The sequence below is a fragment of the Streptomyces sp. NBC_01241 genome (assembly GCF_041435435.1).
Lineage (GTDB): Bacteria > Actinomycetota > Actinomycetes > Streptomycetales > Streptomycetaceae > Streptomyces.
The window spans coordinates 7,106,591-7,129,057 of the sequence record NZ_CP108494.1 but is presented as its reverse complement, the minus strand read 5'-3'; the positions used below and the strand labels follow the sequence as shown (position 1 = coordinate 7,129,057).

The 22,467-nt window shown below is 69.5% G+C and carries 21 protein-coding genes and 3 pseudogenes; 10 read left to right on the top strand and 14 right to left on the bottom strand.

The features are described 5' to 3' along the window. Window positions 1–43: 43 nt before the first annotated feature. The 10 genes from OG306_RS32200 to OG306_RS32155 form a co-directional block, all read right to left on the bottom strand. Window positions 44–1,432, bottom strand: coding sequence for a cation:proton antiporter (locus OG306_RS32200; RefSeq protein WP_371666287.1), 1,389 nt, complete (start codon window positions 1,430–1,432; stop codon window positions 44–46). Between the two features lie 34 nt (window positions 1,433–1,466). Beyond that, on the bottom strand, window positions 1,467–2,048 hold the full coding sequence (locus OG306_RS32195; RefSeq protein ID WP_266749691.1) for an NADPH-dependent FMN reductase: 582 nt from the start codon (window positions 2,046–2,048) through the stop codon (window positions 1,467–1,469). Window positions 2,049–2,058: 10 nt separating this feature from the next. Beyond that, on the bottom strand, window positions 2,059–2,460 hold the full coding sequence (locus OG306_RS32190; RefSeq protein WP_266749690.1) for a nitroreductase family deazaflavin-dependent oxidoreductase: 402 nt from the start codon (window positions 2,458–2,460) through the stop codon (window positions 2,059–2,061). 99 nt (window positions 2,461–2,559) lie between these two features. Further along, entirely contained in the window at window positions 2,560–3,045 is a 486-nt protein-coding gene (locus OG306_RS32185; RefSeq protein WP_266749688.1) for an ester cyclase, read from the bottom strand. Between the two features lie 47 nt (window positions 3,046–3,092). Continuing rightward, window positions 3,093–3,629 (bottom strand): nuclear transport factor 2 family protein, encoded by a 537-nt coding sequence (locus OG306_RS32180; RefSeq protein ID WP_266749687.1) that lies wholly within the window; start codon window positions 3,627–3,629, stop codon window positions 3,093–3,095. A gap of 8 nt (window positions 3,630–3,637) precedes the next feature. Further along, the gene (locus OG306_RS32175) at window positions 3,638–4,012 is read right to left on the bottom strand and encodes a dehydrogenase (RefSeq protein ID WP_266749685.1); all 375 of its coding nucleotides are present in this window, start codon (window positions 4,010–4,012) and stop codon (window positions 3,638–3,640) included. 294 nt (window positions 4,013–4,306) lie between these two features. Next, complete coding sequence (locus OG306_RS32170; RefSeq protein WP_266749684.1) at window positions 4,307–4,519, bottom strand: transcriptional regulator; 213 nt, start codon at window positions 4,517–4,519, stop codon at window positions 4,307–4,309. Continuing rightward, window positions 4,516–5,142, bottom strand: a complete 627-nt coding sequence (locus tag OG306_RS32165; protein WP_371665939.1) for an OvmZ protein — start codon at window positions 5,140–5,142, stop codon at window positions 4,516–4,518. The genes OG306_RS32170 and OG306_RS32165 overlap by 4 nt, the downstream gene beginning before the upstream one ends. Window positions 5,143–6,025: 883 nt before the next feature. Beyond that, the gene (locus tag OG306_RS32160; RefSeq protein WP_266749681.1) at window positions 6,026–6,445 is read right to left on the bottom strand and encodes a hypothetical protein; all 420 of its coding nucleotides are present in this window, start codon (window positions 6,443–6,445) and stop codon (window positions 6,026–6,028) included. Window positions 6,446–6,505: 60 nt separating this feature from the next. After that, complete coding sequence (locus tag OG306_RS32155) at window positions 6,506–7,612, bottom strand: winged helix DNA-binding domain-containing protein (RefSeq protein WP_371665938.1); 1,107 nt, start codon at window positions 7,610–7,612, stop codon at window positions 6,506–6,508. Window positions 7,613–7,949: 337 nt separating this feature from the next. Between OG306_RS32155 and OG306_RS32150 the strand changes: the two genes are divergently transcribed. The 4 genes and pseudogenes from OG306_RS32150 to OG306_RS32135 form a co-directional block, all read left to right on the top strand. Beyond that, complete coding sequence (locus tag OG306_RS32150; protein ID WP_323183978.1) at window positions 7,950–8,453, top strand: hypothetical protein; 504 nt, start codon at window positions 7,950–7,952, stop codon at window positions 8,451–8,453. A 27-nt stretch (window positions 8,454–8,480) separates the two neighbouring features. Further along, window positions 8,481–8,762, top strand: coding sequence for a putative adhesin (locus OG306_RS32145; protein ID WP_266749679.1), 282 nt, complete (start codon window positions 8,481–8,483; stop codon window positions 8,760–8,762). Between the two features lie 10 nt (window positions 8,763–8,772). Further along, window positions 8,773–9,192, top strand: a complete 420-nt coding sequence (locus tag OG306_RS32140) for a hypothetical protein (RefSeq protein ID WP_266749677.1) — start codon at window positions 8,773–8,775, stop codon at window positions 9,190–9,192. A 493-nt stretch (window positions 9,193–9,685) separates the two neighbouring features. Further along, window positions 9,686–10,720 (top strand): annotated as a pseudogene (locus OG306_RS32135) (acyltransferase family protein); the annotation flags it as partial. Window positions 10,721–11,288: 568 nt separating this feature from the next. Here OG306_RS32135 and OG306_RS32130 read toward each other — a convergent pair. Continuing rightward, window positions 11,289–11,681 (bottom strand): hypothetical protein, encoded by a 393-nt coding sequence (locus OG306_RS32130; RefSeq protein WP_266749676.1) that lies wholly within the window; start codon window positions 11,679–11,681, stop codon window positions 11,289–11,291. An 834-nt stretch (window positions 11,682–12,515) separates the two neighbouring features. Between OG306_RS32130 and OG306_RS32125 the strand changes: the two genes are divergently transcribed. From OG306_RS32125 to OG306_RS32100, 6 genes and pseudogenes are all read left to right on the top strand, one after another. Continuing rightward, window positions 12,516–13,691: an ROK family protein gene (locus tag OG306_RS32125; protein ID WP_266749675.1), complete on the top strand. Its 1,176-nt coding sequence runs from the start codon at window positions 12,516–12,518 to the stop codon at window positions 13,689–13,691. A gap of 403 nt (window positions 13,692–14,094) precedes the next feature. Beyond that, window positions 14,095–15,411, top strand: a complete 1,317-nt coding sequence (locus OG306_RS32120) for an ABC transporter substrate-binding protein (RefSeq protein WP_266749674.1) — start codon at window positions 14,095–14,097, stop codon at window positions 15,409–15,411. A 103-nt stretch (window positions 15,412–15,514) separates the two neighbouring features. Then, window positions 15,515–16,471, top strand: a complete 957-nt coding sequence (locus OG306_RS32115) for a carbohydrate ABC transporter permease (protein ID WP_266749673.1) — start codon at window positions 15,515–15,517, stop codon at window positions 16,469–16,471. Next, window positions 16,468–17,313: a carbohydrate ABC transporter permease gene (locus OG306_RS32110; RefSeq protein WP_266749672.1), complete on the top strand. Its 846-nt coding sequence runs from the start codon at window positions 16,468–16,470 to the stop codon at window positions 17,311–17,313. The genes OG306_RS32115 and OG306_RS32110 overlap by 4 nt, the downstream gene beginning before the upstream one ends. Window positions 17,314–17,384: 71 nt before the next feature. Next, a complete protein-coding gene (locus OG306_RS32105; RefSeq protein WP_266749671.1) occupies window positions 17,385–19,187 on the top strand; it encodes a glycoside hydrolase family 35 protein in 1,803 nt (600 codons plus the stop codon). Further along, window positions 19,184–19,303, top strand: a pseudogene (locus tag OG306_RS32100) (hypothetical protein); the annotation flags it as partial. The gene OG306_RS32105 and the pseudogene OG306_RS32100, both read left to right, overlap by 4 nt. 26 nt (window positions 19,304–19,329) lie before the next feature. On the opposite strand, the pseudogene OG306_RS32095 reads toward OG306_RS32100, so the two are convergent. From OG306_RS32095 to OG306_RS32085, 3 genes and pseudogenes are all read right to left on the bottom strand, one after another. Continuing rightward, a pseudogene (locus OG306_RS32095) lies at window positions 19,330–20,627 on the bottom strand (ketoacyl-synthetase C-terminal extension domain-containing protein); the annotation flags it as partial. 29 nt (window positions 20,628–20,656) lie between these two features. Beyond that, window positions 20,657–21,247 carry a hypothetical protein gene (locus tag OG306_RS32090; RefSeq protein ID WP_266749670.1) on the bottom strand — a complete coding sequence of 197 codons (591 nt, stop codon included), beginning with the start codon at window positions 21,245–21,247 and terminating at the stop codon, window positions 20,657–20,659. 14 nt (window positions 21,248–21,261) lie between these two features. Continuing rightward, window positions 21,262–22,425, bottom strand: coding sequence for an ROK family glucokinase (locus OG306_RS32085; RefSeq protein ID WP_266749669.1), 1,164 nt, complete (start codon window positions 22,423–22,425; stop codon window positions 21,262–21,264). Window positions 22,426–22,467: the final 42 nt, after the last annotated feature.

Sequence of the window (22,467 nt, the reverse complement as noted above, 5' to 3'; positions counted from 1 at the left end):
CTCCCTGCACGTGTCCGGCGCGAGAAGAGTATCGTCAACCTACTTAACTATCAACTTGAGAACCATCAGAGATCCAAGCACTCTTGGGCGTCGGGCTTCCTCCCCCGGTCCGGGCGCCCACGGCGTCCGGGGTTCCGTCCGGCTGCCGGGCGGCCTCCACCGGCTCGTCGGCGGGCCGTCGCTCCACCTCCGGCGCCTCCTCCGGCATCCCCTTGCGGATCCGGTTGAGCGCGGGCGAGGTCGCGGCAGTGGTGATCAGCGCCATCAGCACGAGGATCGTGAACAGGTCCGGGCCGATCACCCCGAGGCCGAGCCCGACGTTCAGCACGATCAGCTCGGTCAGCCCGCGGCAGTTCATCAGCGCGCCGATCGACATCGCGTCCCGCCAGGACTGGCCGGAGAGCCGGGCCGCGCCGGTTCCGCCGCCCCACTTCGCCAGCACGGCCACCGCCAGGACCGCCCCGGCCCAGAGCCACTGCACCGGGTCCGCGGCGAGCAGCGACACATCCGCCCGCAGACCGGTGGTGACGAAGAACAGCGGAAGCAGTACGGGAACGGCGAACGCCCTCAGCCGTGCCGCCTGGTACTCGATGACCCGGCTGCCGCGCGGCGTGACCGCACCGAAGACGAACGCCCCGAACAGGGCATGCACCCCGATCAGGTCCGTGGCCAGGGCGCTCAGGCACAGGCCGCTGAAGAGCAGGACCAGGACCAGGCTGTCGGTGGACGTCCGCTCGGCGCGGGCGGTCAGGCGTGCCAGCACCGGCCGCAGGACACCGACCATGAAGAGGGCGAAGGCGACCGCGAGCAGCGCGGTCGTGACCGCCTCCATTGGGGAGCCGGCAGTCGACACGGCGACCACGGCCGCCAGCAGGCACCAGGCGGTCACGTCGTCGAACGCGGCGCACGCCAGCGCCAGCACGCCCACCCGCGTCCGGTACATCCCCCGGTCCGCCAGGATCCGGGCCATCACTGGGAAGGCCGTGATGCTCATGGCCACCGCGACGAACAGGACGAACGGCAGCCGGTCCACGCCCTCGGGAGCGAAGGACCCGTACATACCGAGGGCCAGGAGCGTGCCGAGCCCCAGCGGCAGGGCGACGCTCACCATGCTCACCAGCGCCGCGGTCCCGCTCTGGGCACGGAGCGAGTCCAGTTGGAGTTCCTGCCCGACGAGGAACATGAAGATGAGCAGTCCCAGGTTGCCGAGCAGCCCCAGATAGGAGAGGGAGGACGGCGGGAACAGCCACGCCTGCGCTTCGGGCCACAGCCACCCCAGGAACGAGGGGCCAAGCAGGAGGCCGACGACTATCTCGCCGACCACCGGTGGCTGGCCGGCGCCGCGGACGGCTCGCGCACCCACTTTGCAGAGCAGGATCACCACCGGGATGGCGATCAGAAGATCGGGCAGAGGATCACTCGCGGCGGCCATGGCCATCGGTTCTCCAAGCAGAAGTGATGGGCTGTCAGGATCCGTACGGACGTGCGCGCTTGGCGTCTCGCAGGGCCCGAGCCCACCAGAGCAGCTGGTCGAGCATGAGCTTGGCGGCGGCTTCGGCGCCTTCGGGCTCGGCCGGGAAACGCCCCTGGGCGTCGTAGTGTTCGAGAATCCGCGGGAAGATCACCGCGTCCTTCATCCCGACCGCGTGGAACTCGGCGAAGATCTGCCGCAGATGCTCCACCGCGCGCACCCCGCCCACCAGGGACAGCCCGTAGCTCACGAAGCCGACGGGCTTGGCCTCCCACTCTGTCTGGAAGCTGTCGATGAGCGTCTTGACGGGGCCGGGAACGCTACGGTTGTACTCCGGAACAATCACGACGAACGCCTCGGCGGAGGCCAGCCGGGGCCTCAGGGCAACCGCCACCGGATCCTGCGCGTCGAGGCTGCCGGGCAGCTCGTGGTCCGCCACGTCGACGACGTCCAGGACCAGGTCGTCCCGGAGCCCGGCCACCGCGGTGAGCCAGCCGGCCACGTCCGGCGCCAGCCTGCCGCTGCGCACCGAGGCGACCACGACCACGACCTTGACGGGCTCCACCGGGAAGTCCACGGGGCGCCCCTCAGCCCGTGGCCGCGGACCGCGCGGCGACAGGAGTGAGGGAGAGGAACTGGGTCGCGTCGACCCGGGAGAGAATCCGCCGGGTCAGCGCGGGCATCTTCGTCGAACCGTCGTCCGTGAAGACCACCGGGTCGGTGACCTTGATCCGGCGGCCCCGCGTGGTAATCTCGCAGCCACCGGCGGCCTGGACGTTCTTGACCCAGTCGGATCCCGGACCGTACGGCAGGGTGATAACGATGTTCTCGCCCCGGCGGAACAGCTTGACCGGGGTGGTGAAAGCGCGGCCCGACCTGCGGCCGCGGTGGTGCACCTTGCCGAAGCCGGGCATCCGGCTCAGGACAGGGCCCACGAAGTGGTTGGCGACCGCCTTGTTGAAGCGGGCCACGCGTCTGTTGATCGGCACAACTGCCTCCTTCATCTCTGCCGTTACGGGTGCCGGTTCCCAGCTACGTGATGACGGGCAGCCCCGACCGGAGCCGCCCGTCATCACGTTGACGCTCTGTCAGGCGCCCGGTCGCGCCGCTTGCCCCGGCCCGGCTTTGGGGGTGAGCGGGCCGGTCGGCTTTCCACCGGACTTCAGGAAGCGTTCCAGGGTGAAGTTGTCCACGATCCCCCAACGCTCGGCGATCTTGTCGCCCTCGAAGCGGAACCAGATCATGGCCTGGTGCTGGACCTGGAGCCCTGTCGGCTGGATGCCGATGAAGGGGCCCGTGTGCTTGCCGTGCATCACCCAGCGGATCGCGGCCCGGTCGCCCTGCGAGATGAAGTCGAGGATTTCGTACTTGATCTCGCTGAACGCGGACTGCTGGATGCGGATCGTGTGCTTGAAGGCCTCCGGACCCCGCATGGAGTCGTCGTGGCTGCCGTGGTTGCGGAAGTCCGCGGTGAGGTAGCGGTCCGCGGCCGTGAGGTCCCCGAGGTCCAGACCCTCATGGAAGACCTTCTCGATGACTTCGCGCTGCTGTTCGGGCGTGAGTGTGGTGGGCATGGCGGTTCCTCCTGTGTCAGGTGAGGGAGTTGATTGGCTGCAAGGCGTCAGTGGAGGGGATCGAGGGCCTCAAGGGTCCGGGCGTCGACCTCGGTCACTCCGCCGGGCGGCGAGCCGGTGCTCCACACGATCCGGAGCCGCAGACGCGCGAAGCGCCAGCCGTCCGCCGTACGCCGCGCGACGCCGGTGAACCGGCCGCCGATCTGGAAGTACGCGGAGGGCTGCGGCGGCGCGGGTGAGCCGAAGTGCACGTGCGAAGCGATCAGGCTCCAGCTGATCGCGGCACGGTCGCCGTCCGGCTCGACGGAGGCGAGGGAACCGTGGTGATGCGTACGACTCCAGCGCTCCATGATCTCCCGCAGGAAGCCATCGGCCCCGGCCAGGCCCTGGTGGCTGCCCACCGGGAAAAGGAGCTCCACGTCCTCGGTGAACAGGGACGCCGCCCACGCCTCGTCAAAGCCAAAGCTGCCTTCGGCGAGCCCTTCGTCCAGGCCCGCCAGGTAGCGGTCGATCAGGTTGTTCAGGGCCGCGATGTCGGACAACCGCGCCACTTCGGCGGCGAGTTCACCGAGTTCGGGTCCCACGGACCCGGTCACGGTACCCGGTGCGCGTCGGTCTCGGCGTCCGTCGAGTAGATCACCGTGTCGTCGGTGCCGTGCACGACCGCCTTGCCCTTGCCGGTGAACTTGCCGTCACCGGCGAGCCGGGCCTTGATGTCTATCTTGATGTAGGCGGCCCGGAACCCGGTGGGGCTGATCTGGGCGACGTCGGTGTTGAAGTCCTCCCGCAGGAAGAACTCAAATGTCTCGTCGCCGGTCAGCGTCCAGGAGCCGGCGCCCGTGCTCTTCTGCGTGACGACGACGAGCGAGCCGTCCTCCTGGAAGGTGACGGTGTAATCGTCAACCTCGCCGTCGTGCGTGACCGTACCCGCCCACTGTCCGGCGAGCGTACTGGGAGAAACAGACATCAACCACACTTCCTCTGTCGGCTGCAGACAAAAAGAAATCCGCGTCCGGCACAGGGCCGGACACGGATTCTGGTGAGAGCTCGGGCCGCCGTAACGCCCGATTCGACCGATCGCGGGACGATCATGGAATCAGAGCATGGAGCCGCCGGAAGAAGTGTGACACTCAACCTTCTGAATCGTCAACCCACTTATGTTGTACGGGTTCCGCTCTCCGTCCATCGCCCGGCACAGGGCCATCGCCGCAGCTCAGCGGCGTGCACGCGGTCGGTCGCCCGCGCTCGACCCCCGTAGACGTCATATGCCCGATGCCTGCCGTCCACGGGTGGAGAGCGGCGCTCCGCGCTCCCTCAGCGCGAGCAGTTCGTCGAGATCGTACTCGGCCCGCTGCCTCCTTCCGTAGCGGGTGATCTTGCCTCGGGAGGCCCACTTGCGGATCGTGGCCTCGCTGACGCCCATGGCCAGGGCGGCCAGCTCGGTCGAGACCGTCCTGCGTCTCGGGGTCGTCACTCCGACCACCTCGCCAGCTGACCGGCCACTGTCAACCACTGGTGCGGCGGCAACGTGTGCCCGGCGTCGCACGAGACATGGTCGGGCGTCGCGGCCGACCCGCCGGCTCCGTCCACCATGGCCAGGATCGTGCCCGTGCACTCGAGCTCCACGCACGCCCCGAGCGGGAACCCACGCACCGGGGCAGGACCGAACAGGGCGCCGAGTCGCTGGAGTAACTGGCGCACCTCCTCGTCGAACGAGACGGCCGCGGGGTGCCCGGCGATCCAGTCCACCTCGTCGCGGAGGAACGACACCAGCGACCCGACGTCGCAGCCCTGCAGCCCCTTCGCCCCGCGCTCCTCGACGACCAGCCGCGCCCACGACGCCAGCACGTCCGCGGCCTCCGTGCGCATCTCCACGGTCCGTTCGTCGAGCACCATGCCGACGGATCTGCTCCCGCTCACCCGTTCCCGCATCCGGGCTGGCCTCGGGGTCAGGGCGTGGTCGCTCTCGCGGTACAGACCGAGCAGAGTGAGCAGCTCCTCCCGCAGCCTCTCGACGCACATCTGGCAGACACGCCCGCAGAGTGTTGCGCAGTCTCGGCCGATGTGGCCGGCGAAAAGTTCTGGGTGCTCGTGCATCTCTCGAATCCTTCCTTCGGTGTCCATGCGTGACAGTCCCGGACGCCCGGGGTCACCGGGCGACCAGGGGCCGAGGAACGGGACTCGGAGCGGGCCGAGAACGCGGGTTCGTGGTCTATCGCTCCGGTCCGATGCGCTGATCCGTGACAGTGATTGCTTCAAACCACCCTGCGAGCGTGAAACCCACGCCCGCAGGGTCAGGACGCACCAACGACAGCTTTCCGACCAACAAGCACAGCTCGCGACACGGCCGCGCCGGGAGCCCCGAATCCGAACACAGAACACGCCGTCGAGACGGCAGACGAGCGCGCGTTCACCCCCCAACGGCACCACGGCAGGCGGAATCGATCGTGCGTCTCCCAGGACGGAGCCCACGTCTGATCCAGGACCGAGAACAGATGAGACACCAACCGGGGGACGACTGGCAACCGGACCGTAGTGTCCGAGAGAGAACAGACGACTACAGGAGTATTTCTGGTTCGCGTCGGAGTGCTCCGCGCGTCCTCGGCACAGACACCGCAGCACAGCGCCCGGACCAGAAGCGGAATCTGACGCACCATCAGCTTTTAGAACGACATACCGGCCGTCCGGGCAAGCGTGGCAGGTGGCTGGTATACACCGCTCGGACCGAGGGGCCGGGCCGGGCATCCGGGCGCCGAAGTGGGTGAATTCGGCGTCACGGAGATCGACTCCACCCGCACGGCTCAACCGGTGGCAACTGTCTTCCCACCCCGAGGTGCAATGAGATGAAGATCACGAAACGAATGGAACCTTACTGAGCCGCCACCAGGGCCCGTGTTATGGACCTGCGGCGACCGCACGCGAACCCCGCAATCCCCATGTGAGGCGTCACAAGGTACACACCGGGCTGGAGCTGACGTTCCTAGGCCACCAGACCTGGCACATCACCGAGGGTCTGTCCACGGTACTGCTCGATCCGATCCTCGCCGAAGCCTTCGACGCCGGGGACCTTGAGTTCCCGATATGGCCGCCCCGACACATCGACGTCGCGACGATGCCGCTGCCGGGCGCGGTGATCCTCAGCCACGAGCACCTGGAGTGCGTCGGTGTCGAGGGGGCCGCGGAGCGACACGGGCAGCGGCACGGTGTACGCCGAAGCGCCCTGCTCCAGCTCAGCGACCATCCACAGCCCGGCCTGCGCGTACGAGGCGGTGACGAGCGGCCCGGCCGGGTGCCGCCGCGGAATGCCGGGCCATCCCGACCGGCGCTCCGCGAGCGCCTTCAGCAGCCGAGCCCGTTCCGGTGACCGCGCGAGTGACCCCGGGGCAGGGATAATCGCCACCTGTTCTCCTTGGACTCGGCACATCTCCCGAGACCGTAGAAGGGGGTGGTTAGCCCGAGGTTATGCAGCGAGAAAGCGCGAGATGTCGCGGATCTCGGCGTCGAGGGCCTCCGCGTTCAGGGCCTCCACGTTCGGGGCCTTCCCGCCGGCGTCTGCCGGAGCGCCGTCGAACAGGTCCAGGACGACGGCACGTGTCCGGTCACGGCGCCATACTCCGCGGACCAGCCCGTCCACCACCACGGTGGGGCCGATCCGACCGCCGCCCGGCCAGACCATACGGGCGTGCTCGGGCTCGACGGACAGCCGGCGATCGGCGAATCCCACCAGGTAGTTGTCGTAGGCCGGCAGCAACCGGACATCGTCTGTCGGCTCCAGGCCGGACGGTGCACCGGCCGGCAGCGCGTACTCGTCCTGGCCTTCGACACGGCACGGTTCGGTCAAACCCGCCCCGAGCAGATCCTTCCACTCCGAGCGGACGGCGGGCAGCCCGAGCCCCGGCCAGGTGGCGAAGTCGGCCACCGTCGCCGGCCCGTGCGCCGCCAGGTATCTGCGCAGCAGCTCTCTGACCGCGTCCGTACCGGAAGGTCCGGCCGAGTCGGGCAGCCAGTCCTTCGCGAGCACATAGGTGGCGGAGCCGTCCTCCTGGACCGGACCGAAACAGGCGGTACCGAGCAGAGCGGACCGGCGGACGAGATGGAAGGGGACCTGCCCGGAGGCGTGGAGGCCCGCTTCGGTCATCCGCGCCGCGAGTTCATCCCGGGTCAGGGGGCCGTCCGCAAGAGCCTCGGTGATCACGCGCTCCCCAAGGGCCAGCTCAGCCGGCCCGAGCCCCAGCTCGCGGTACCGGCGCTCACTGCGGCGCAACAGCCGCGGAGCGAGCAGTTCACGGAGCCAGCCCGCGTCACGGGCCGGGACCAGGTACAGCGTGCCCCGCATGAACCAGCCCCGCACCACACTTCGCGCGGGGCCGAGCGCCAGGTACACGTCGGCCTCGGTCAGCCCGGAGCCGCGCGCCCTGAGTCCAAGGGCCGCCGCCCTCATATCCTGTGCCTGCACTGCCAGGCACCGCTCCAGAACCTCGGGCACCGACGTCGCGCGCCGATCGCCCCCCACACCCTGCGACCACGCACGAAGCAGTCTTCCCTCAGACGGACCGAGCTCCCGCACGTTCCTCCCCCTGCCTCATGGCTGCTGACGGTTCCCGAACCGTAGCCGGTCGCCGTCTCGCACGCACAGTGCGCGGGCCTTCAGCGCACGGGCCTCAGCGCGCGGGGCCTGAGCGGACAGGCCTTGCCCCGATCGTGGACGCACGAGACGCTGGATCCCAAGGTCCGCTGCCGACGGGCGTGTGGGGATACATCGCGCTGCCGGCCGAACGGGCACGTCTGCACCAGCTCGCCGCATCGCGGCCCGATATCCACTGGGACCGGCCGCTGTGGATCGGGACGCTGCGGCAGTTGAGAACGCCTTTCAGCCGCGGACCCGAAGCACATCGACCCCACACGTGTCCCCGTACGCCTACACCGACAACGTCCCCACCTTCCTGACCGACCCCAGCGGCCTGACCCCCGAAGACCCCAACAGCCCAGGCGCGATCCTGGGGGACTTCGGCGAGGGTTTCGTGCAAGGGCTGAAGCTGCCCTTCCCCTTCCTCGGAGACGCCTACGACGCCATCACCGGCCAGATCGGCGGCGTCGGCGCCTTCGTCGACAAGTACCTCCCCGTCCTCCCCGTCCGCCCCGCCTACCGCCTCTACCGCGCGGAGTACATGCTCCACCAGCAAGGCTGCGACGCACTCGCCGACCTCTACGCCGAAACAGCCGACGAACTGACCCAGCAGATCGTCCTCGTGGGGATCGGCGGCCTGACAGGGTGGCGGCGTACCGCTGTGGCACCCGAGTTGCGCGGACACGAGATTCCCACGCACGGCAAGGGCGTGGGCCTGGCTGCGGAGCGGCTCCCCGGCGGACGCCCTGACGGCCAAACCGTCATCGCAGGTCACGGCTAGTACGTTCGTGGCACGGGAGACATGCAGATGCCCAGTGGTACCTGGGGCTACTTCTACGTGGAGGACGGCATAGGTCTTCGCCAGTCTGTCGGACTCACGGTCGAGCAGGGCAAGAAGATCAAGCCCACGGAGGTCGTCGGGCCCGGCAAGACGCTCCCGAACTACACCGTGGCTCCGGGCCACGACCTCAGGATGATGAACGGATCGATCACGGTGAGCAAGGACACCCTGCTCAGCGAGATCCTCAAACCCAACATGGGCCCGGTCCACCTGGTGATCTGCCGGAAACACTGCGACCCACGGCGCTGAGGAGCAACGAATGACCCACTGCCCCGACCTGACGCGCTACTCCTACGACGAGTCGGACCGGGAGATACTCAACGTCGGCTGGCTGGCGCCGGAGCACGACTACCGCACAGGGATCGTGGACGAGCGTGTGGTGGACGCGTTGAGAGTTCTCAGCGCCGACTACGACAACCAGATGCGCGGCGTCCACCATTGCGAGTTCTGCGACGCCGACCGGCCCTTCGTCCTCGGCAGCCCCGCCATGGACACCGAGGTGTGGCTCGGATCAGCGGAAATCCGGGTGCGGGGAGCGGACGGCACGCTCTACACGGCACCGAACCTGGTGATCCACTACATCACGGAGCACCAGTACTGCCCGCCCGAGGAGTTCTGCCGCGCGGCGGCCAGGACGGTGGGGATCGAAACGGCCGGACAGCTGACCCTGGCCGATTGAGCGACGTCGGACCGTAGCCTCCGACACATGCGCGGAGGCTACGGTCCGACAGCCACGGGCCGGCAGAACCTCTCATCGCCCCGGACGCCTGCTTCGGACGAAGGCCCCCGGTTCAGGAGCCTTCACGGCTGGCTCAAGGATCGCCAGGCGTTCCACGCTCTGCCGAGCCTTCTGGCCTTCGCCGACCCCGGCCGCGTCACCTACGGCAGCGACTGGCCCCACGCCCCCAGCGCAAAGTCAGCCCACTTCGCCCGCATGCTCGACGCCTTCGCGCTGGCAGAGAAGCAGCGCCACGCTACCGACCGTAGCAACACGGAGACGCTCTCGAACCCGAGCTGTACTGACAGTGGCGTACCTGATGAACCCCGCGCTGGACGCCGGTCGGTAACCGCAGGGCGCTGCGCACGAGGGCAGACCCTGGTACTGCGACCCTGGTCGTCCCGAACGTCGCGCGGCTTCCGGTCCGGGTCGGTGCCGCGCGATCATCGATGGTGTGAGGGCGGAACGGAACCGCTGTGCGGACCTGCTGCGCGTGTGCGCGATCGGCGCGGTGGTGGCCGGTCACTGGCTGCTGGTCGACGTCACCTACCGGGACGGTCGGCTGTCCGGACTCGACGCGCTCGACCACGTCGGCTGGGTCCGCTGGCCCACCCTGTTGCTGCAGGTCATGCCGGTCTTCTTCCTTGTCGGTGGGTACGCCAACGCGGTGTCCTGGCAGGCCCGTCGGCAACAGGGCGAGGACTGGCGGTCCTGGGTACAGGGGCGGGCGGTGCGTTTGCTGTGGCCGACGACGGTGTACGCGGCGGTGTGCGCGCTCGCCGCAGTCGCGGCCCGCCTCGCGGGCGCGGAACCCGCCGTGCTGGCCCGGGCGGGCTGGCTGGTGGCGCTGCACCTGTGGTTCCTGCCGGTCTACCTGCTCCTGATCGCCTTGACCCCGCTCCTGCACGCGGCGCACCGCCGTTGGGGGCTGGCCGTGCCAACGGTGATGGCCCTGGGAGCCGCCGGGGTGGACGTGCTGGTACTGGGCCCCCGGCTGCCGGTGATCGGCTTCGCGAACTACCTTTTGGTGTGGGGGGCGATGCATCAGTGGGGATTCGCCTGGCAGGACGGAACGCTGACCACCCCGCGATGGCGGTGCCGCGCCTTGGCGGCGGGGGGCGTCGTGCTCCTGGCTGTACTGCTGGGCTGGGGCCCGTTCCCCGTCGACATGATCGGTGCCGGCACGCGGGTGGGCAACACGAACCCACCGTCGATCGCCTTGCTGGCGTTCGCCGCTGCCCAGACCGGCCTTCTGCTGATGGCCGAACCCGCGCTGCAACGCCTGCTCACCCGCCCCCGCCTGTGGCAACGGGTCTCCCACCTCAACCAGGCGGTCATGACCGTCTACCTGTGGCACATGATCCCGGTGATCCTGGTGGCCGTCGCCTTCTACCCCACGGGCCTGGCACCCCAGCCCGCCATCGGCTCCATCGCGTGGCTGGCATTGCGCATCCCCTGGCTCGCTCTCCTGACCGCTGCCCTGATCCCGTTCACCCTGGCCCTCCTGCGGGCCCAGCGCCCGCTCCGCCGCCTTCCCGCAGGCGTGGGTCCGACGGCCTGGTGGTCCCCCTTGCTCCTGGTGTGCGGCCTGGTCGCTTGCTTCCTGCCCCTGACCGCCCTCGCCATCGGCGGCTTCGCTCCCGCCGGCCGGCTCGCGGCCCTCCCGCTGGCGCTCTACGCCATCGGTCTCACGGGCATCGTGTGCTCCGGCGGCCCGCCACCTCGACGCCCCGGAGGTGGGGATCCCGAGGATGCCGGGGACCCAGGGAGCCGGCGGCGGCCCGTGCTTCGGGCATGCCGACGCCCGGAGCCCCTCGACAGACGCCGTCGCAGCCCTGCCGGGCAGTGCGGCGGGGCAAGGGCATTCCGGCTGCTGCGCGGAACTGGCCGATGCGGTCCCCGCCCAACGACGGGAAGAGACGGGCGCCTGCGACCGCCGCCACTGACCGCCTACCAGAGCGGAGCGGGCCCCGGCATCGCGCCGGGGCCCGCTCCGCGTTCAGGATCACGCGCTTGGCGCCAATGGCTGCTCCACCGTCAAGAGCCCCGCAGGCGATTCAGGGGTCGTCCCAGTGACCCTCATGGAAGGCATGCCGGTGCCCGTCGTGCACGTAGTCGACGTGATCGTCGTGCGGAACGGCGACGTGCCCGCAGCCTTCCTCGTGCCGGTGGTCGTGGCCCTCGTGGGTGCGATGCTCGGTGAGCTTGTCGTACATGGTCTGGACGGCCAGGGCGCCGACGTCGCTGCCGTTGATGAACAGGGTGGCCTTCATGCCGAACAGCTTGCCCGAGCTCCAGTTCTTGCGGGCCAGGTAGGCACCGATGACGTCGTCCGCCTTGAAGCCGGCGTTCTCCAGCGCGGTGGCGCCACCCTGGACGTTCTCGTCGTTACAGGCAGCAGCGTTGCGAGTCTTCCCGACGACGAAAGTCAACTGCGCGACATGATTCAACAGAAAGGCACAAGAGTCAACGCACTTGGCATGGGCGACCTATGGCGGTCGGAGGCCGCCGAAGCATTCGGCCCCGTCGTCGGCGGAGGCCTGCCGGGACAGGTTGCGAGTTGGCCGCGCACTGTGTCGTGAACGAAGACATGGATCCGGCCGTGCGGGTGGTCGAGTGTCTCGCTCGTCTCTGCGCCACGGTCTCGCGGTAGTACACCCGCCCGGCACCCGGAGGATTGAACAGGCGCCCAGTGCGGTCCGTCCATGCGCCGAGCGCCAGGCGGGATCTCGCCGCTGCGAGACCCCAGAAGCCTGCGTCGTGGCCGGGCATGAAACACGCCACCTCGCACCGCCCACCCGACAACGACGGGAAACCGGTTCGCCCACACCACCACCTCGTAGCCGGCGGCCGGGATCTCGCGCGCGACCCGCGAGGGGCACCGCGTGCACTCGTCGGCCAGTGGAAGACGGACATGGCTATCGATGGTGAGCGCCGGACGGGCGGGCTGGCGGGCTGGCGGGCTGGCGGGCTGGCGGGCTGGCGGGCACAGGTTGGCGGACAGGGCCGTCGAGCCGTTGGCGGACCATGTCGACGCCTCCGGGGCGCCCCTGCTGGGCGGGGTGGCTGCTGGTCAGATCACCCGGGCCGTGCTCGCGCGGGGCGCTTGACGTGGAGGTGGAGGCGCGGGCCTCCTGGTCCGGGCCTCGCTTGCGCGGGCCTGATGCGTTCCATGGGCACCGAGGGTCGGATCCTGCCCCCTTGAGTTCTTTTCTTGACACACGAAAATATCTTCGCCAAACTCACGCCACCAGTGAGGTAGCGAAGCGATGGGGAGGCATGACGTGACCGCCTTGACGGCTTTGGTCCCGGATCAGACAGGAGCCGAGATCTTCGCCCAGGTGCTCACCGCGGGCCCGATCTCGAGAACGGCGATCGCGCAGCGGCTCGGGCTGTCGCCCTCCACGGTGACCCGGCTGCTGTCGCCGCTGATCGAGGGCGGCTATCTGAGCGAGACCGGGCAGCAGAGCGCCACCCGTCTGGGGCGACCTCAGCGCCTGCTGCGGGTCAACACCGAACAGCACCTGGTCGTCGGGATCCAGATCGCGCGCACACACGTCGCGGCTGTGCTCACTGACCTCGGCGCCCGTCCGCTGCTCCGCCTGGAGCATGTGCTCGATTCCCTGGAGCCGGCCCATGTGCTCTCGGTGGCCGCGGACCTGACGGCTCGGCTCATCGCGGAGGCGGCGAGTGCCGAGGTGAGGGTGCTGGGTGTCGGGGTCGGCGTGGGCGGCCATGTCGACGCGGTGAGCGGCGTGTGCCGTTCGGCGGTTCGGCTGGGCTGGACCGACGTAGCCGTCGCGGCTCCGCTGAGCGCGGCGACCGGGCTTCCGGTGGTGGTGGACAACGACGTCAACGCCCTCGTTATTGCCGAGCGTTGGTTCGGAGAGGGGAGGGAGGTCGACTCGTTCGCCGTGGTCTCGGTCGGGCGCGGCGTCGGTGGTGCGCTGATGCTCCGTGGAGTTCTCCACTCCGGCGCCGGTGGACTGGCCGTCGAGTTCGGGCATCTGCCGATCGAGCCGAATGGTCCGGAGTGCGCCTGCGGCAACCGGGGCTGTGTGGAGGCGTTGACCTCCTCCGACGCGGTGCTGCGCATGTTCCGCGAGGCCGGTGGCCGGCCCGACGCCGACTACGACGCGGTGACGGAACTCGCGCGGTCGGGGCCGGAGGTCGAACGACGGGCAGCACTCGACGCGTTCGCCGTGGCCGGCGACGCCCTCGGACGCGGACTGGCGTGCCTGTGCAACCTGCTCAACCTGGGACTGATCGTGATCGCGGGTGAAGGTGTGGTGGCCTATGAGCACTTCGGGCCGGCCATGACCGCGGCGTTGGAGCGCCACGCCGTCTCCACAGCGGCCCGCGACTGCGTGATCAAGGTAGATGAAGCCAGCGAGACACTGTGGGCGCGAGGTGCGGCATGTCTGGTCATCAGGGAGAGCGTCCGTGCCCGTCTAGCTTGACCGGACAGCACGCGAACCGCTGTGGTGAGGGCCGTTGCCGCCAGGGGTCGAAAAGGGGCGAGATTCTGGTCTCACTCCCTCGGCATATCGAATTTCACTCCCTGGGTTCATCGGGTTTCACTCCCTCGGTTTCATCGCTTTCAGCATTCGACTGACTTCCTTCGGCATGCCGAAATGCATTCCATTGTTCCCTGAATCTGCGGGGTCAGCGGTGGGGCGATGAAGCCTGCCTTGGATCTGTGTTTCCGCAGCGTCCCGAAAATGTGTCCGCAAGGGTGTTGACCACCCCGCCGTGTTGTGTCAAATAATTCACCATAATTCCCGAGCGGCCTTATTCGAGGCCTTCTCCGATTGCGTTCCTCTCCGTTCCAGCTGTCTTCGCGACATGTCCAATGAGGAAGTCATGCGTACGTTCTCGTCCAGATCCGCCGCCGGTGCGGCAGCCCTCTCCTTTGCCCTGCTGATGACCGGATGTTCCAGCTCCGGCAGCTCCGACTCGTCCGGGGCCTCCGGCGGTGCGACCAAGGCCGGACCGGTGTCGATGGAGTTCTGGGGCTGGGCCCCGGGCTACGACAAGATCACCGCCCAGTGGAACGCCGCCCACCCGGACATCAAGGTGACGTTCAAGCAGATCCCGTCCGGTGCCAAGGGCGGCTACGACCAGATGACCAACGCGATCACGGCGGGCAAGGCCCCGTGCCTGGCGCAGGTCACCTACAACGACATCCCGTCGATGCTGGTCAAGGAAGCGCTGATGGACATCACCCCGTACGCCTCCGGCGACACCGGCAAGTACCTGGACTGGACCGTCGCGGCGTCCTCGGCCGGCGGCAAGATGTACGGCGTCCCCGTCGACACCGGACCAATGGCCCTGTACTACCGCGCCGACTTGTTCAAGAAGTTCGGCATCGCCAAGCCCCCCGCGACCTGGGAGGAGTACGCCGCCGACGCCGCCACGGTCCACGCGGCCGACCCGAAGGTCGCCTTCGGCACCGCGCCCCAGGACGCCTACGACATGGCCGCGTTGACCTGGCAGACCGGCAAGTCCTGGTTCGGCACGAAGGGCGAGTCCTGGCAGGTCTCCATCGACAACCCGGGCACGCAGCGGGTCGCCAAGTACTGGCAGGACCTCAAGGACAAGAAGTTGGTGATGAACAGCGGCAACGCCTGGGACCCGACCTTCGACAAGGCGTCGGAGGCCGGCAAGGTCATGACCTTCGTCAACGCCGCCTGGGCCGTCCCGGGCATCAAGGGGGACCTCAAGGACCTCGCCGGCAAGTGGGCCGTGGCCCCGATGCCGACCTGGACCGCAGGCGACCGGACCAGCGCGAACTCCGGCGGCTCCGCCACCTCCGTCCTGACCGGCTGCAAGACGCCCAAGGAGGCCGCGCGGTTCGCCGCGTTCCTGTCCAGCGACCCGGACGCGGTCAGCACCGGCATCAAGGTCGGCGGCCTGTACCCGGCGTCGAAGGCCGCTCTGGACAACCCGCTGCTGTCCCAGGGCGACCCCTACTTCGGCGGACAGAAGATCTACGACGTCTTCAAGGAGTCCGCGGCGAACATCCCCACCACCTGGGTGGTCGGGCCGACGTTCGGTCAGGTCGAGGCGGACTACTCGGACGCGATCGGCAAGGGCGGCTACCCCCAGGCCACCGCCACGGTTCAGCGGAAGACGGTCGAGAAGATCAAGAGCCTGGGGCTCTCCGTTACCGGCGGCTGATGTCGAGGGGACGTCAGGTCGCCCGAGGATTCCCGCGGTGCCGCTCGAGGGTGCGGCACCGCGGGGCCCCGTCCATACCGCAAGCGCGCGAGGAACGAACACTATGAGCACCCAGACAGCATCACCGCCCGCACCGGCGCCTCCGCGCGTGGTGGCAGGGCCGAGCCGCCACCGCCGCCGCCGGACCGCGCTGAACGCCGCCGGGTTCCTGGTTCCGTTCGGCGTCCTGTTCACCGCGATGATGCTCGCACCCATCGGCTACGCGATCTATCAGAGCTTCTACAAAGTAGAACGTCAGGGCCTGTTCGGCGGTGCGCAGACCACGCGGTTCGCGGGATTCGAAAACTTCTCCGACGCCCTCCACGACGGCGACTTCACAGCCTCGCTCGGCCGGGTGGCACTGCTCGGTGTCTTCCAGGTGCCGGTGATGCTCGGGCTGGCACTGGCCCTCGCGCTGCTGCTGGACTCGCGCTCGGCCCGGTTCAAGAAGACCTTCCGGCTGACCTTCTTCCTGCCCTACGCGCTGCCCGGTGCGATCGCCGCGGTGATGTGGTCGTTCCTCCTGGTCAAGGACCTCTCGCCGTTCACCGGGCCGCTGTCGGCGATCGGCGTCCACACCGACTTCCTGTCGGCCGGCTGGATCCCGGTGTCGATCGGCAACATGATCACCTGGGGTTGGACCGGTTACAACATGCTGATCATCTACTCGGCGCTGCAGGCCGTGCCCGGCGACGTGATCGAGGCCGCGACCCTCGACAACTGCACCGGCTGGCGCCTGGCCTGGTACGTCAAGATCCCGATGGTGCGGCCCGCCCTGGTCCTCACCATGGTGTTCTCCATCATCGGCACCGCCCAGCTCTACACCGAGCCGGCCGTACTCGCCGCCGCTCGCATCCCCGGCGCCTCCAACAAGTTCAGCCCGATCATGAACACCACGCTCACCGCCTCCCAGGCGGACCAGCACCTGGCCGCCGCCGAATCGGTCCTGCTGGCCCTTGTGACTCTGGTCCTCTCCTTCGGGCTCCTGAAGTTCACTCAGCGAAGGACGGCCGACGCATGACCACCACCCGCAGCCCGCTCGCCAGCCGCCTGGTCGTCAACGCCCTGCTCGGCCTGATGGCCCTCTACACCCTCATCCCGCTGTGGTGGCTGTTCGTCTCGGCGACCAAGGGCGAGGGGTACCTTCACCAGGGCAGCCCGCTCTGGTTCTCCCACTTCGACCTCGGTGCGAACCTCGGCCGCGTCTTCTCCTTCCAGGGCGGGGTCTTCTCCTCCTGGCTGGCCAACAGCGCGCTGTACAGCCTGGTCGGCGCCACGGTCAGCACGCTGCTGTCCGTCATGGCCGGCTTCGCCCTGGCCAAGTACCGGTTCCGCGGCCGCGAGACGATCTTCAACGTGATCCTGGCCTCGGTGCTGATCCCGGCGCCGCTGTTCGCCCTGCCACTGTTCCTGATGCTGGCCGAGCTGCGGCTCACCGACACCTACTGGGCCGTCCTGCTCCCCAGCTTCGTCAGCCCCTTCGGCGTCTACCTCTCGCGCATCTACGCGTCGGCGTCCGTCCCCGACGAGTTGCTGGAGGCGGCGCGCATCGATGGCGCCGGTGAGCAGCGGACCTTTTTCCGCATCGCGCTGCCGGTCATGGCCCCGGCCCTGGTGACGATCTTCCTGTTCCAGTTCGTCAGCGTCTGGAACAACTACCTGCTGCCCGCGCTCATGATCAACGACGCCTCCAAGCTGCCGGTCACCGTCGGCCTGGTCCAGTGGCGCTCGGAGTTCGCCAACGGCGTCCCGCCGATGCTCTCGATCACCGGGGCCTTCGTCTCACTGGTCCCGCTGCTCATCGCCTTCGTAGCACTGCAGCGCTTCTGGCGCAGTGGTCTCACCGCAGGCGCCGTCAAGTGACCGCAAACCCTACTGACCCAGGCGGCTGCCTGGCGCCACACACAAACAACGACGACCGAGAGCAGCCACGTATGAGCACGCGCCCCGCCCTGACCGTTGACGACCACCGCTTCCTGCGCGGCGGCCGCGAGCACCGCGTGGTCTCCGCCGCCGTGCACTACTTCCGCATCCACCCCGGGCTCTGGCACGACCGGCTGCAGCGCCTGCAGGCCATGGGCTGCAACACCATCGAGCTCTACATCGCCTGGAACTTCCACCAGCCCGCCCCCGGCCCGGCCCGCTTCGACGGCTGGCACGATGTCGCCGCCTTCATCCGCGAGGCCGACGCGCTCGGCCTCGACGTCATCGCCCGCCCCGGCCCCTACATCTGCGCCGAATGGGACCTGGGCGGACTCCCGGCCTGGCTGCTCGCCGACGAGTCCATGCGCCTGCGCACCGCCGACCCCGCCTACCTGGCCGCGGTCGACCAGTGGTTCGACCAGCTGATCCCGGTCCTCGCCGAACTCCAGACCTCGCGCGGCGGCCCCATCGTCGCCGTCCAGGTCGAGAACGAGTACGGCAGCTACGGCAACGACAAGGCCTATCTGGAGCACCTCAAGGACAGCCTGCTCGCGCGGGGCATCGACTGCCTGTTGTTCACCTCCGACGGCCCGGAAGCGCGCATGCTCGCCGGCGGCACCCTCCCGGGCGTGCTGGCCACCGCCAACTTCGGCTCGCGCCCGGCCGAGGCCTTCGACGCCCTCGCCAAGTTCCAGCCCGGCGCGCCGCTGGTGTGCATGGAGTTCTGGAACGGCTGGTTCGACCACTTCGGCGACCCCCACCACATACGGGACAGTGCGGACGCCGCCGAGGCGCTCGACGGGATCCTCGCCGCGGGGGGATCGGTCAACATCTACATGGGCCACGGCGGAACCAACTTCGGTTGGTGGGCCGGCGCCAACCACACCGGCAAGACCCTCGCCGACCCCGGCTACATGCCCACGGTCACCAGCTACGACTATGACGCACCGATCGGCGAGGCCGGTGAACTGACCGAGAAGTTCCACGCCTTCCGCGAGGTCATCGGCCGCTACGTGCCGCTGCCAACCAGGGAGCTGCCCGTCCAGCCCACGCGGGTCGACCCGCAGACCGTCCCCGCCACCCGGGTGGCGGCCCTGCGTGACAGCCTGGACCTGCTCTCCGTCGCGACGCACCGCCCTGCGCCCGAACCGATGGAGAAGCTCGGCCACCATCGCGGGCTCGTCCACTACCGGCACCGCATCACCGGGCCCGGCGGTCCGGCCACGCTGACCGTCGACGGCATCCGGGACCTGGCGCAGGTCTTCCTCGACGGGCGACTGGTCGGCGTGCTGGAACGCGACGACCTGTCGCCGACCGTCGAGCTGTCCGTCCCCGAGGGCGGCGCGGAACTGGAGATCCTCGTCGAGCCCTTCGGCCGGGTCAACTACGGCCCCCACCTGGCCGACCGCAAGGGCCTGGTCGCAGGCGTGCGCCTGGACTACCAGCACCTGTTCGGCTGGGACATCCGCGTGCTCCCCCTCGACGACCTGGCCGCCCTGCCCGCCGCCCCGGCCGCCGGGACCGGCGATGGCCCCGCCTTCCACCGGGCCATCGTCGAGTTGCCCGAACAGGCGGACGCCTTCCTCGCCGTCCCGGGCAGCGACCGCACCCTGGTCTGGCTCAACGGCTTCCTCCTCGGCCGCCTGCGGACGGAGAAGGGCCCCCAGCGCACCCTTTACGCCCCGGCGCCCCTGTGGCAGGCGGGTGACAACGAAGTTCTGGTGCTGGACCTCGCCGGGGCCGCCGTGCCACTGGCCGTGGAACTGCGGTCCGCGCCCGACCTCGGGCCGGCCGCGCCAGCACCCCAGTACTGACACCGCGGTACCGCCCGAACGAGACATCACCATCCTGCGGGCACGGAGAAGCGATCAGCAGAGGCGGGGCGACCTCGCGGCTGCTGATCGACTACCCCGAGCCCCAGCGCAGCCAGGTGCTCGACTACCCGATCAAGCCCGGCTACGGCGCGTCGCTGCACATGCTCAGCTTGACTCTGACTCGGGGATCTTGGTGTTTCCCGGTGCGCGAGCGTGATCGGCGGGCATGCTCGGGACTGTTTCGAAGGCCGATGCAGTTGTCGAGGTGTCGGTTGTCGCTCCGTCCCCGTTCCGGTGAGCAGGTCCCGTCTGTGACCGCGCAGCGCGCGGGCGAGCAACCCGGGCGAACCCTGTCCGCCGGCCCGCCCGGCAAGGTCTGCTTCGTGGCCGACAACGCCGGCCCCGAGCTCCTCCCGGACCTGGTCCTCGCCGACCACCTGCGGGCGAAGAGCACCGTCAGCAGCGGCCGGTCCAGGTGCCGGTCCAGCTGCGCGCAGACCTCGTCGAGTGCCTCGGTGAACTTCGGGACCGCCCCGTACAGTTCGCGCCCCATTCCGAGTCGCTGGCTGCCCTGACCGGTGAAGAGGAACGCGGTTTTGCCCGTGGCTGCGGACTGGCCGCGGACCACGCCGACGGTCGGCTTGCCGGCCGCGATCCCGCGGAGTCCCCTGAGCAGTGCCTCCCGGTCCTCCGCCACGACCGCGGCACGGTGGCCGAAGCAGGTACGGGCGGCGAGGGTCGCGGCGACGTCGGCCGAGGCGATCTCGGGCCGGTCGGCCAGGAACCGGCTGAGCCGGTCGGCCGCTTCCCGCACCGCGGTCTCGGTTCGCCGGAGAGCAGCCACGGCACGACCCGCGGCTGCGGCGGCTCCTGCGCCCCCTCCTGCTCCGCCGGCTCGGCCGCCGGCGCCTGCTCCACGACCACGTGGGCGTTGGTCCCGCTGATCCCGAACGAGGAGACGCCCGCGCGGCAGGGCGTGTCGGTCCGCGGCCACGGCACCGGCTCGCTGAGCAGCCGCACCTGTCCAGCCGTCCAGTCCACGTACGGAGACGGGGTCTCGGAGCAGAGGCTGACGGGCAGGGTCTCGTGCCGGAGCGCCAGCACCGCCTTGATCACGCCGGCCGCCGCCTGGGTGTGCCCGATGTTCGACTTGATCGACCCGAGCCACAGGGGGCGCTCCTCGGGCCGGTCCTGGCCGTAGGTGGCCAGGAGGGCCTGCGCCTCGATCGGGTCGCCCAGCGTGGTGCCCGTACCGTGCGCCTCCACCATGTCCACGTCCCGCGCGGACAGACCGGCGTCCTCGAGCGCCGGCCGGATCACCCTTTCCTGGGAGGGACCGTTGGGCGCGGTGAGTCCGTTGCTCGCACCGTCCTGGTTGACGGCCGAACCGCGGATCACGGCAAGGACGGGGTGGCCGTTGCGCCGGGCGTCGGACAGCCGAGGTTGGTGAGCGGCCTGTCGGCTTCGGGTCAGGGGGTCGCCGCGGAGGCGACATATACGACAGGGTTCATCGGGTCGGTCATGTTCACGGTGATGTCCTGATCGGGCCGCGGGTCCTTGTTGGTGTGCTTGGTGCCCGCCCACTGGATGCCCGGGGCGAAGCTCCAGCCCGTGATCTCCTGGTCGCGGGAGCCGATGCTGACCTTGCCCGTCTCCAGCTCGGCGCGGCCGCTGCCCATCCGGCTCAGGAACCGGTCGAGCCCGGCGGACGTGGTACGGAACTCCACGTACAGGCGGCTGGCCCTCCAGTTGTTGGTTTCGTAGTACTGCACGTCCAGCGCGTTGCCGGGCATCGGCAGTTCGAAGATCCGGCGCTGCACCCGGGACGGCCAGCCCTCCCGGAGCCCCTGCGCGGAGGCCTCGGCCTCCTTGTTCTGGCCGGAGCGGCGGCTCTGGCCCGCGGAGATCAGCAGGTAGCCGGCCGGGATGCCGATGAGCAGCACGATGATGGTCGCCGTGACCAGACGGCGGCGGATCATCCGGCGCCGGTCCTGCGGCGGCCTTTTGTCGTCGGGCGGCGAGGACTGGCGCGGCAGGACGGGGTGCTCGGCTGTGGTCATGTCTGTGGAGATCCCTAGGAGGTGCGAGTGTTGCGCGTGTTACGGATGGTGCTCGCGGCCTGGTCGTAGATCTGCGCGTACCGCTCGTACCGCTCGACGCGACGACGGTTGGTGCGGCGGAATCTGCGGGCCACCAGCCGGGCCAGGTCGGCGGCGCCGACCATACCCGCCTCCGGGCCGAGCTGTGCCTTCGCGATCCGGGCCTCGGGGCGGTAGCCGCGGCCGGTGAGGTGGCGCTTGAAGGCGTCCCTCGCGGGGCCGATCAGCAGGTCGTCGGCGGCGCTGACGCCACCTCCGATGACGAAGCAGGAGGGGTCGAGCGCGGCGGCCAGATTGGCGATGCCGATGCCGAGCCACTGCCCGATGTCCTGGAGGAGCTCGACGCACATCGCGTCGCCCTCGCGGGCCAGTTCGGTGATGAGCGGCCCGGTGATGTCGGGAATGTTGCCCTTGACCCGCTCGATGATGCCGTGCGCCACCGGGGAGTCGGCCGCGGCCAGCTCCTTGGCCTCGCGGACGAGGGCGTTGCCGGAGCTGTACTGCTCCCAGCAGCCGCGGTTCCCGCACGGGCAGCGGTGCCCGCCCGGCACCACCTGCATGTGGCCGAACTCACCGGCGACTCCGTACTTGCCACGCTTGACCTGGCCGTCCTCCAGGATCGCGCCGCCGATGCCGGTACCGAGCGTGATCATGACGAGGTGGTCCTCGCCGCGGCCCGCTCCGAAGCGCCACTCCGCCCAGGCGGCGGTGTTGGCGTCGTTGTCGACCATGACGGGAACGACGAGGCGGGAGGCGAGGGCGTCGCGCAGCGGTTCGTCGCGCCAGGCGAGGTGCGGGGCGAACAGCACTTTGGAGCGGTCCGCGTCGACCCAGCCGGCCGCCCCGATGCCGACGGCGTGCACGTCGTGCCGGTCGGACAGGTCCAGTACCAGCTCGACGATGGTGTCCTCGACGACCTTGGGGCTCTTGGACTTGTCCGGCGTCTCGGTGCGCAGCTGCTCCAGGATGTTGCCGTCGGCGTCGACGACGCCGGCCATCACCTTCGTACCCCCGATGTCGATGCCGACAGTGGGTACCCGCGGCGCCGTGAGGTGCGAGCGCCGCTCCCGGGTGCCCACGGTCCGCAGGACGGTGGCGCGGGCGGAGCCGCGGTGTGTGAGGTCGCGGTACGTGCTCATCGTCCCTGCGGGGTCTGGGGGGCCGGAGCGGTGCTCCCGGCG